Source organism: Arachidicoccus sp. (genome assembly GCF_050436765.1).
GTDB lineage: Bacteria > Bacteroidota > Bacteroidia > Chitinophagales > Chitinophagaceae > Arachidicoccus.
Genome location: NZ_JBNQGD010000340.1, coordinates 1 through 9,377, shown reverse-complemented (window position 1 = coordinate 9,377; position 9,377 = coordinate 1). Strand labels below are relative to the sequence as shown.

Annotated in this window: 8 protein-coding genes; 5 read left to right on the top strand and 3 right to left on the bottom strand. The window is 36.6% G+C overall.

The features are described from left to right. Positions 1–86 precede the first annotated feature (86 nt). The gene (locus tag ACQR30_RS14735; protein ID WP_429736454.1) at positions 87–479 is read left to right on the top strand and encodes a hypothetical protein; all 393 of its coding nucleotides are present in this window, start codon (positions 87–89) and stop codon (positions 477–479) included. A gap of 46 nt (positions 480–525) precedes the next feature. On the opposite strand, the gene ACQR30_RS14730 is transcribed toward ACQR30_RS14735, so the two are convergent. Genes ACQR30_RS14730 through ACQR30_RS14720 form a run of 3 tightly spaced genes read right to left on the bottom strand, consistent with a single transcriptional unit; the run spans position 526 to position 5,728 of the window. After that, positions 526–1,902, bottom strand: coding sequence for a RagB/SusD family nutrient uptake outer membrane protein (locus ACQR30_RS14730; RefSeq protein ID WP_429736452.1), 1,377 nt, complete (start codon positions 1,900–1,902; stop codon positions 526–528). Positions 1,903–1,921: 19 nt separating this feature from the next. Then, positions 1,922–5,155: a SusC/RagA family TonB-linked outer membrane protein gene (locus tag ACQR30_RS14725; protein WP_429736450.1), complete on the bottom strand. Its 3,234-nt coding sequence runs from the start codon at positions 5,153–5,155 to the stop codon at positions 1,922–1,924. Between the two features lie 9 nt (positions 5,156–5,164). Next, a complete protein-coding gene (locus tag ACQR30_RS14720) occupies positions 5,165–5,728 on the bottom strand; it encodes a TlpA family protein disulfide reductase (RefSeq protein WP_429736448.1) in 564 nt (187 codons plus the stop codon). Positions 5,729–6,014: 286 nt separating this feature from the next. Here ACQR30_RS14720 and ACQR30_RS14715 point away from each other — a divergent pair, with 286 nt between their 5' ends. The 4 genes from ACQR30_RS14715 to ACQR30_RS14700 all read left to right on the top strand — a co-directional run. After that, entirely contained in the window at positions 6,015–6,176 is a 162-nt protein-coding gene (locus tag ACQR30_RS14715; RefSeq protein ID WP_429736446.1) for a hypothetical protein, read from the top strand. Between the two features lie 180 nt (positions 6,177–6,356). After that, positions 6,357–6,878 (top strand): helix-turn-helix domain-containing protein, encoded by a 522-nt coding sequence (locus ACQR30_RS14710; protein ID WP_429736444.1) that lies wholly within the window; start codon positions 6,357–6,359, stop codon positions 6,876–6,878. 234 nt (positions 6,879–7,112) lie between these two features. Next, on the top strand, positions 7,113–8,726 hold the full coding sequence (locus ACQR30_RS14705; protein ID WP_429736442.1) for an ATP-dependent nuclease: 1,614 nt from the start codon (positions 7,113–7,115) through the stop codon (positions 8,724–8,726). A gap of 282 nt (positions 8,727–9,008) precedes the next feature. Then, positions 9,009–9,377, top strand: a 369-nt coding sequence (locus ACQR30_RS14700) for an AAA family ATPase (protein ID WP_429736440.1), incomplete at its 3' end; no start/stop codon positions are given.

Genomic DNA, 9,377 nt, shown 5'->3' with positions numbered 1-9,377 from the left:
ATTTAAAACCGGAGTCGCGGTAAAATAAAATCAGTTGCCGGACGAATTGGAATTGGAATTTAATTTAAACAAAAAAATATTAGAACATGAAACTAATAAAAATACTACCCGCATGCGGATTAGCATTAGGGGTAGCGCTAGTAATAGCAACGAGTGCCTTTACAAAGGCTCCACAGACAAAGAGTGGTGATCCAATGTATCAATTTACATACAATCCACCAACAACGAATCCCTATAGTGTTTCTAATGTAGAAAATGTAGCGAATTGGTCGTATGACCCAAACGCGACTTGCCCAAGTGGTAATGTCAAAGCTTGCACAATTGAAGCTTCACATGTTGATGCATCAGATCCCACTAATCCTGTATTGTTGTCTTCAGAAGATATAGATGCAGCTGCAACAGCAGGCGTAGCGCGCGTTATTTCAACAGCGGACGCTCCCAGTTTGCCATCATCTAGTATAACCAACAGGTCAAATTAGGGACTAAAGGTTCGGGAAATGGAGGTGATTATATCATCTCCATTTTTTAGTTCTGTGGCATACCGGTTATCTTGACAATATCATCCGGTAATGGAATTGCATAAAAACCTGCATTAGGTTGCAAAGTATACTTTTGTCCACCAACAATTCTTTCCAATACGATATTTGCCCCTTCTTTATTTAAGCGTTTAATATCCATCCATCTGTTTCCTCTAAACAACAACTCCTTTTTCCTTTCCATCAAAACTTTTGCAAGAGCTACGTTTTGTGATAGCCCGACAAGCGGTGTATAAGTACCTGTTTTATATCTTTTTGCCAAAAGACTATTTAAATCATTTAATCCTTTTTGTATCTCGCCTATTCTTATATAGCATTCAGCGCGCGTAAGATACATTTCATCGGTGGCAATGCCTGTAAAATTGATATAGGAACTTCCCGTGTAAGGTGCTTTGAAATAAAAATGACCCGTTCCATCATTACTTAAATAAGCCACTTTTCTTAAATCATTCAACTGGTAAGAACTTACAAGTGTAGAATCAACAAAACCTGTATAAGTGAAAATATCATATTCATAATTCATCTCGCAATAAAAGATGGTTTCCTTGTTAAACTTCTTAAACGGTGCGTCTGCCAAAAGATTTCCGACGATATCATCATCTGCATTAAAATCAATTAGGTTATTATTTAATTGTAAGCAAGAGTCCGAATAAAGCAAAGCATTTTTGTAATCCCGCATAGATAAATAACATCTAGCCAAAAGACCGTATGCCGCTGTTTTGGATGGCTGTGTTAACACAAAAGGGTATGCAGCTAAAAGAGGCAAAGATGCTTTGGCATCGCTAATAACCTGATTGTAAGATTGTTGATTGGTAGCCCTGGTCGAAGGAACATTGAAGTCCGATGTCAGCCGTAATGCAATCCCAAAGTCTTTGTCGGCAGTAGTACTATCATAGGCCTTTGCATATTCCCATAAGAGGTTTAAGAAGTGATATGCCCTGAAAAATAAGGCACTTCCTTTCACGTTATCCCACTGCTGCCCATTAGTAGCGCCTCTGTCAATACTGTTTAGTAGATCTAATGCGAGATTGGCATCATATATCGCATGATAACTATCTCCCCAGTCATTCGAACTACCGTCGGGCACGGTTGGTTTTTGCCAAAGGTAGAACTCCTGATAAACGGTTGGAAATGAATTGAAAATAGCATCACTCAAATAAGATTCATCTGATGAGGCTTCCGGGTAGGATGGCGAGATATAGCCTGTTAATTCCGCATTATCCATTAATGCCTGAACATCTGTCAATGTGGAAGGTACAACTTCCGCATCGTTTTGTTTTTTGTCAAGAAATTTTTTACATGCCGGTAATATAAAAAAACAAGCAGCTAAAATTATAAATATCTTTATTTGATTTCTGTACAACATATTGGGTTTATATTAGTATTTAAAAATTTGCACGAATGCCCATTGTATAAGTTTTTGGATCCGGTATTAGATTGACAAAATCCGGGTCAATATGGTCATGGTTTGCCCTCCATAAAATACCCAGGTTGGCTATATTAACATATACTTGCAAGCCTTTAAAAGGAAGTTTGTGTAGACTATTTAAAAATGAATAAGAGAAATTGATAAATTGTAACCTGATATGATCTCCCTTGATGACGTTAATGTCCGATGCGTTGTAAAAGGCATCCCTGTTTTGATCCAAAGGATAAACAAAAGAGGGCACATTTGTCTTCTGTTCATCACCGGGTTGTTGCCAACGCTTATCATAATCTATACTGTTTACACCCCGCGTTGCAAGATTATAATAACTAAGAGTTGGCTTCATTAAATAATAGCCCAACTTATAGGTAATATTGAATGATAAGGAAAATCCTTTATAAGAAAATTCATTCATTAATGAACCGAAACTAGTAGGGCTGGCCGGTCCGACATATACCATACTTCCTCCTTTTAGCCCTTCATTTAATGCACTCTGGGCAATTGCATTGTAATCGGAGCTAATGGTGTCGTTTAGATAGCCTTGTGGATTTCCTGCTGCGTCTAAGCCTGCCCATTTATAGGCAGCAATAGCATATAATGGTTTTCCAACGACAGGTGTAATCGTGTTGCCGCCGCCTAGAAAAGAATTAATGGAAGCTGCTGTTGATGCCAAATACTTTGTAGTGATCGATTGATTATAGCTATATATTAAGTTCGTTGTCCATTTAAAGGCTCGATTGATGTTTAAACTGTGCAGTGAAATATCCATACCCTTTCCTTTCATATTAGCCGAATTGACAATGATCGTACTTGTGTGTCCCCAGGTGGTATAATCATAGGGAGTAGGTGCATAAAGATTGGTTCCTCTTTTTCTATAATATTCAATAGAACCGCTTATCTTATTTTGGATTGCAGAAAAATCCATTCTGATATTAGTCTGGTAGTTATGTTCCCAACTTAAATCCGGATTATTAATCGATGTTATTCCAAGCTCTTGCAGGTGTGCATTTCCAACCGTAAGCTGGGAGTACATGCCGATAGGCAACGCGGTCTTTGTCAAATCCACATTACCACTCACCCCGTAGGTGGCCGATAGCTTTAAAAGTGGAAGCCATGAAATGTGATAAAAGCTTTCTTTAGATAATTGCCAGCCGAGGCCTACCGACCATAAGGGCTTCCATTTGTCATTGATGTTCGCCCCAAAAATATTTGCACCGTCTTTACGCAAACTTGCTGATAAAGTATATCTGTCCTTATAGGTATAAGATACATTGGAAAATAGGGAAACAAAGCGGTTATCAGTGGAGCTGAGGGTGGTACCATATGGGATCCTCGCCCTGACGCCTGTTATGTATGTAGGATATAAATTTGAATAATCTAAATCTGAATTATTGGTAAGCGGATCTGCATTGTACCCATAATAGATTGCCCCATTACTTGAAGCCCTTTCATCCCTGAGTTCAAAACCGGCAATCGCATTTATTCTATTGATGTGGTTAATTGTTTTATCTAAGTTTAGCTGACCTCTAAGGTTGTATGAATTAAGAGAGGAATAAGATTTATTTAATATGCCTCCTAATGGAACAATATAATTTACTACGCCGGTAGTTCTATCTGGCTGGCTAAATAAATTAATCAAATATCTCGCATAATAACTGGAAGTGTCTTGGGTGGTTGTTTGATCTGTGCTTTGTTTGTTGTATTGATACATTATGCCCGCGTCTAGTCCTTTGATAATGTGATAGTCAACATTGATATGTGCGCTTAGTGCTTCAATATTGGTTTTACCGTAAGCATGCTTATAATCCTGTAATGGATAATAGTTCCAACTAAGCAACTGACCTGCCGCTGCAGTATCAATATATTTTTGATTATAATTATGTAGTACAGGGATAGATTGTCCGCCTGGTCCGACAAGGTTTAAATAAGGTAGATATCTCGTATTGTTGATCTCTGAAACCGCTGTATACGGAGAAATGCCTGAAGTATTGTTACTGTTGGTATAATATACGCCAGCATTAATTGTCAGGTTCTGTAATGGTCGATAAGTGTTTTCAAAACGAAGATTTATCTTATTATATTCTGCTTGAAGGTTATTAATATCCTTATCATAAGTCCCCGATAGCAACCAGCCGATATTTTGACTTCCGCCGCGAAGGTTCAAGGCATATTGCTGGGTAACGCCTTTATGATAAAAATATTTCTCAAATTGTTGCCTGTTATCAATTTTCTTCAAAGCATCAATTTGTTGGGCGGAATCCTGCGCAGAAATCAATCCGCTTTTCCCGTCCTCGAACACCTGCACTGCCGCAGAGATAGCAGGATGAGAACGGTTGGTGAATTGCCCGTTGTAGTAACCCTTATTGAATAGCGTTTGTTGAAAATCGGTATAATCCGCAGAGGATATTTGTGGATTATAATACAGGTCAGGTTTATCAGTAACCATTAGGTCCGTATTAAAATCAATTTGTAGCTTTTGGTTGAAATGCCCTTTCTTGGTTGTTATTACAATAACACCGTTGCCGGCGCGCGCGCCCCAAATGCTCGTTGCAGCAGCATCTTTTAGTACAGTAATACTTTGTACATCGTTTGGATTAATATTATTGATGTTGCCGTCGTAGATAAAATTGTCTACGACAATTAAAGGGTCAAGTGGACCGTTAATGGTGCTGAGTCCGCGAATGGTTATGCCAGTGGTGTTTTGAGGGTTATTGTTACTTTTGCCGACACTAAAAAGCAAACTACTCGTTACACCTCTTAACCTGTCAAGAATATTTAGGCCGGTTTGCTGGTTCAGTGTTTTGTTATCGATGACCACATAAGAACCGTTTACTTCGTTGGGCTTCAATTTCTGATAACCCGTATTAATGGTTACATCTTCTAATGCATTATTTTGTTGTTGGAGTGTGACCTTAATATCCTCCGATTGGCCAGTAACCGGTATCCTTTTTGTATCATACCCTACGTGAATTATCGTCAAAGTATCATTTAGCCTAATAACAATGGCAAAAGCTCCTTTGCTATTACTAATTACGGTTTGCTCTGATTGTAATGCGTAAACGGTTGTACTTACCAAAGTTTGACCGGTCTGTGCGTCGAAAATATGCCCGCGTATAACTCTTGTATTTTGGGCAGAAGCGTGGCAGAAAAACAGGAGCAGTGATATTATTATAAAATTGAGAGATTTTTTCATTAGCAATAGTTAGTTTTTGTAAAGTGAGTCGACAGAATAACCGGAATTATAAATTTCGTCAGGTAAATGATGCAGGTAGCTTTCCATAATATCCTTTCTGATAAAGAAATAAGATGTCTGTGCTACGAACCTGTTTTCCGGGGCAAGCCATACATAGTTGGGCTCTGCATGGTGTGGAAAATACTGATGCAGTAGGGTGTCGCTGACAATAATAGGCAAGCTCCATTTTGTATGGTGGCGTTCTTCCCAGGTTTTTATCAACGGCAATACCTTTTCTCTGGAGTCTCTTGTAACCATAATTACCTGAAGGTGCTTACTGAACTTTTTTTGTAAAGAATCAACCTTGGGGAACATTTCTATGCAAACCGGGCAACCTGTAAACCAGAAATCAAGGAGAATAACTTTACCCGTAAAGTCGAAGAGGTGTGCGGTAGTGTCCTTATAAAAGAGCATCTTACCGAAAGAAATATTTGGCAAAGGGTCATCAATATAAATAGGTTTTATCTTTTGTCCAAACCCGCTGGCGGCGAGGCATAGCAAGGCCAGTACGAGTAGTATCGTTTTTTTGTGCATGGTATTTTTTTAGCAATTATGAAATATAATTGCCATTGAGATGCACAAGGTTTTTATTCCTATATGTTGGATTTTAATTTTGTTGTAACACCTGCAATGGCTGGGGTGCGGGCAATGCAGGCAGAACGGTAGTACATGAAAGAACCGCTCCACCCGCTATTACCCGCTTTAATTCAAATCGGGGCACGAGGCATACAGGCATATAGAATATTGATAGAGATGCTTTTGGACAAGCATTCGACGACGCGTTGCCAGTGCTGCACGCGGCCGACTACAATTAGAAAGTATGTTTTATATATCAGAGAATACAACATCCATTTCGGATGAGTCTTTGGTAAGTTCTTTTATCAACAACAGCATCTCAAACAAAAAAAGCGTGGAACTCAACCTTATTGCTTTCAGGCACCTAGGAGGGCCTACACACAATTCAGAAGAGCCCACGCCGTAACGTGGGCATTCTACTTCTGCCCTGTGTGCATCAAAATTTCCTAGGTTTCGAAAGCAGGACTCTAAAGCGAATGCATCAAATAAGTTTATATGAGCTCCGCAAAAATAATTTATCTACCCAAAGATATAAAAAAAATAATAACTACAAAAATATTTTTAAATTATATTTTGTAGTAAAATATTGAAGTCATTTTGTCTAATGACTCAATATCATAATTTAGAATTTACAAAGAAAGTTGGTGTAAAAATAAAAACTGAAAGAGAATCTCTGTCTTTAGAGATCGAGGATGTAGCAGGGAAAACTGGTTTTCATAGGAATGTTATTATTTCGATTGAAAATGGAAGCAATACCGATATAAGTCACATCGCGGCAATAGCATTTGCCCTAGATTTACATCCAAAAGTTCTTTTCGATGTAGACGTTGAAATTAAATCACGTTTTAAATTGTCTGTAACGCGTCGAGAGAAAAGTCGCCTCACTTCAAGAATAACAGATCTTTACAGCAACGGTTTTTTTAACTTGGCAAAAACTTCAAAAGATGTCCATATTGCTTTAAAAGAAAGTCATTCTAATTCTTCCTCTTTTGACACCAAAAGCATATCCGTCATTTTAAAACGACTTTGCGATAATGGGAAATTGGAGTTTTCAAAAAAAGATGGCACCCGATATAATTATTACAAGAAGAAAAAACGAATCAAATAAAAGTCAATTGAGAGGTTGGCTTTTTTGTTTAATATAAATAGAATACATTATCTTGTAACCTTGAATGGTTGTGCGAAAAAAATGATTGTGAACTGGCTGCGAAAAACCGTACAAACAAAAACGTAAAGCCACACACTGTAATTTTAAATGTTTAGTTTTAATAAAGGGCTTCTTGGATACTTTTTTATGAGTTCTAGGCAATCAAATGAGCCCCCCTAATAATCGAATTATTCAATGAAGGTTTCCCAAATAACATTAAAAGATTTTAAAAGATTTTCAGACTTAAAAATTGAAAATATTCCAAATACTACAAAAGTTGTAATCGTAGTTGGGCCTAACGGCAGTGGAAAATCTTCATTGTTCGATGCTTTTTTACACTGGTATAGGTACAAATTTCAAAGCTCATTTAATATAAGTGATTATTATACAAAACAAGGTAGTACTACTCCACTTGAAAATTCAGTTAATATTACATTTTATGACTTGCCTGGCATTACAAAAGAATTATTAAAGGGAAAATTCTACTTCAGAACTGCCTATAGGAACGATGCTGATTTTACTGTAAGCAGTCTTAGTCAGCAAAATGACCCTACCAACACTATTCGACTCGGTAATTTCATTCAAAATGACGCAGTTGTACAGGAGAATTACCAAAGATTAGTCTCTCTCACTTTAAAAGGTGTTTATGATGAAACTAATAATAATAGGACAGTTGAAAATCTGCGTGAAGAATTAATTGGGAAAATTCGGGCTTCATTACAGAATGTATTTGAAGACTTAAATTTATCTTCAATTGGAGACCCGTTGAAAAACGGTAGTTTTTATTTTGAGAAAGGAAATTCAAAAGACTTTCATTATAAAAACTTATCAGGAGGTGAAAAATCTGCATTTGACTTATTACTAGACTTAATAATTAAATCATCATACTACCCGAATGCAATTTTATGCATTGACGAACCAGAAATACATATGCACACAAGGCTTCAGGCAAGACTGTTTGAAGAAATATATCGCCTAGTGCCAAATGAAAGTCAACTATGGATTAATACTCATTCATTAGGAATGTTGAAAAAAGCTAGAGAAATTGATAAATTAATTCCCGGTTCAATAACATTTTTGAATTTCGCAAATATAGACTTTGACAAACCTAGTATCATTACTCCTGCAACTATTGATAGAACTATTTGGGAAAAATTTATTGAAATTACGCTTGATGATTTTTCTGACTTACTATCACCTAAAAAAGTAATTTTTTGTGAAGGAAATCAAGCCGGCAGAAAATATAAAAATTTCGATGCTCAGATTTACACAAAGATATTTGGAAATAAACATCTGGAAGTTTCGTTTATTTCAATTGGTTCTTCAAGCGAATTGGAGAAGGATGATAATATTACATACAAAGTAGTAAGTGATGTTTTAAAGGGTTCTGAGATAGTCAAGTTAGTAGATAGAGATGATAAAAGCCGCGAAGAAATAGCGGAATTGACTGGCAGAAACATTAAAGTTCTTGCTAAGCGGCATATTGAAAGCTACCTGCTGGGCGATGAGGTCTTGACTAAACTATGTAATTCTACAGGTAATGCAGACAAGATAGAAGCATCTTTGCAATTAAAGCAAGGTGAAATAGCTAAAAGTATTGCTAGAGGAAATCCGGCTGATGATGTGAAATCTGCGTCAGGAGACATCTTTGTTGGATTAAAGAAACTATTAAATTTAACTGGCTGTGGAAATACAAAAGACGCTTTTTTTAGAGACACAATAGCTCCTTTAATTACTGACGAGACAAAAATTTATAAAGAGTTGGAACTCGAAATATTCGGCGGACAAACAACTGCACAGAATAGCTAGGTTTTCGTTTTGTCCAACGGCTAAGAAATGAAAGCGGTGTTGAACAGAATCTTTGGTAGTTATTAGCACTATGGAGTTAATTAAAGTAGCTAAAATGCACTAGGAAAATGTTATTTAAATTCTCAAAAAAATTATAACATGAATTACAGAAAAAGTGCTTTTGAGATTAGGACTTATTTTAAAAAGTAATATTATAGCGTAAAAAGAACGGGTTGATACTTTTCTATGAGTTAGCGGTAAGCGTAACGAACGAAATCACCTCTAACTAACAATTACATAAGAATGAAAATTAAAAAAATTGAGATTACAAACTTCAGGCATTTAAATAACCTAAATTTTGATTTTGGTTCAATATTGACTGTTATCGCTGGCGGTAACGGAACAGGTAAGACATCTATGCTTGGAATTATTGGACATATATTCAAGTTTAGTAATCTGCACTACAATTTATTTAACGAGCGTTTTGAAACAAAATACTCTGCTGTATTTCGTTTTTCAGAAACTCACGACATAAAAGGAACTTATTCATATTATTTACATTTTGAAAATAGCACTAATAAAAACGCAGCTTTAAGAATAACGACAGAAAATGGAAAGGTTCGGCATCGTATTGATGTTGGAGGTAGAGTTAGGGGAGGCGGTAAATTATCA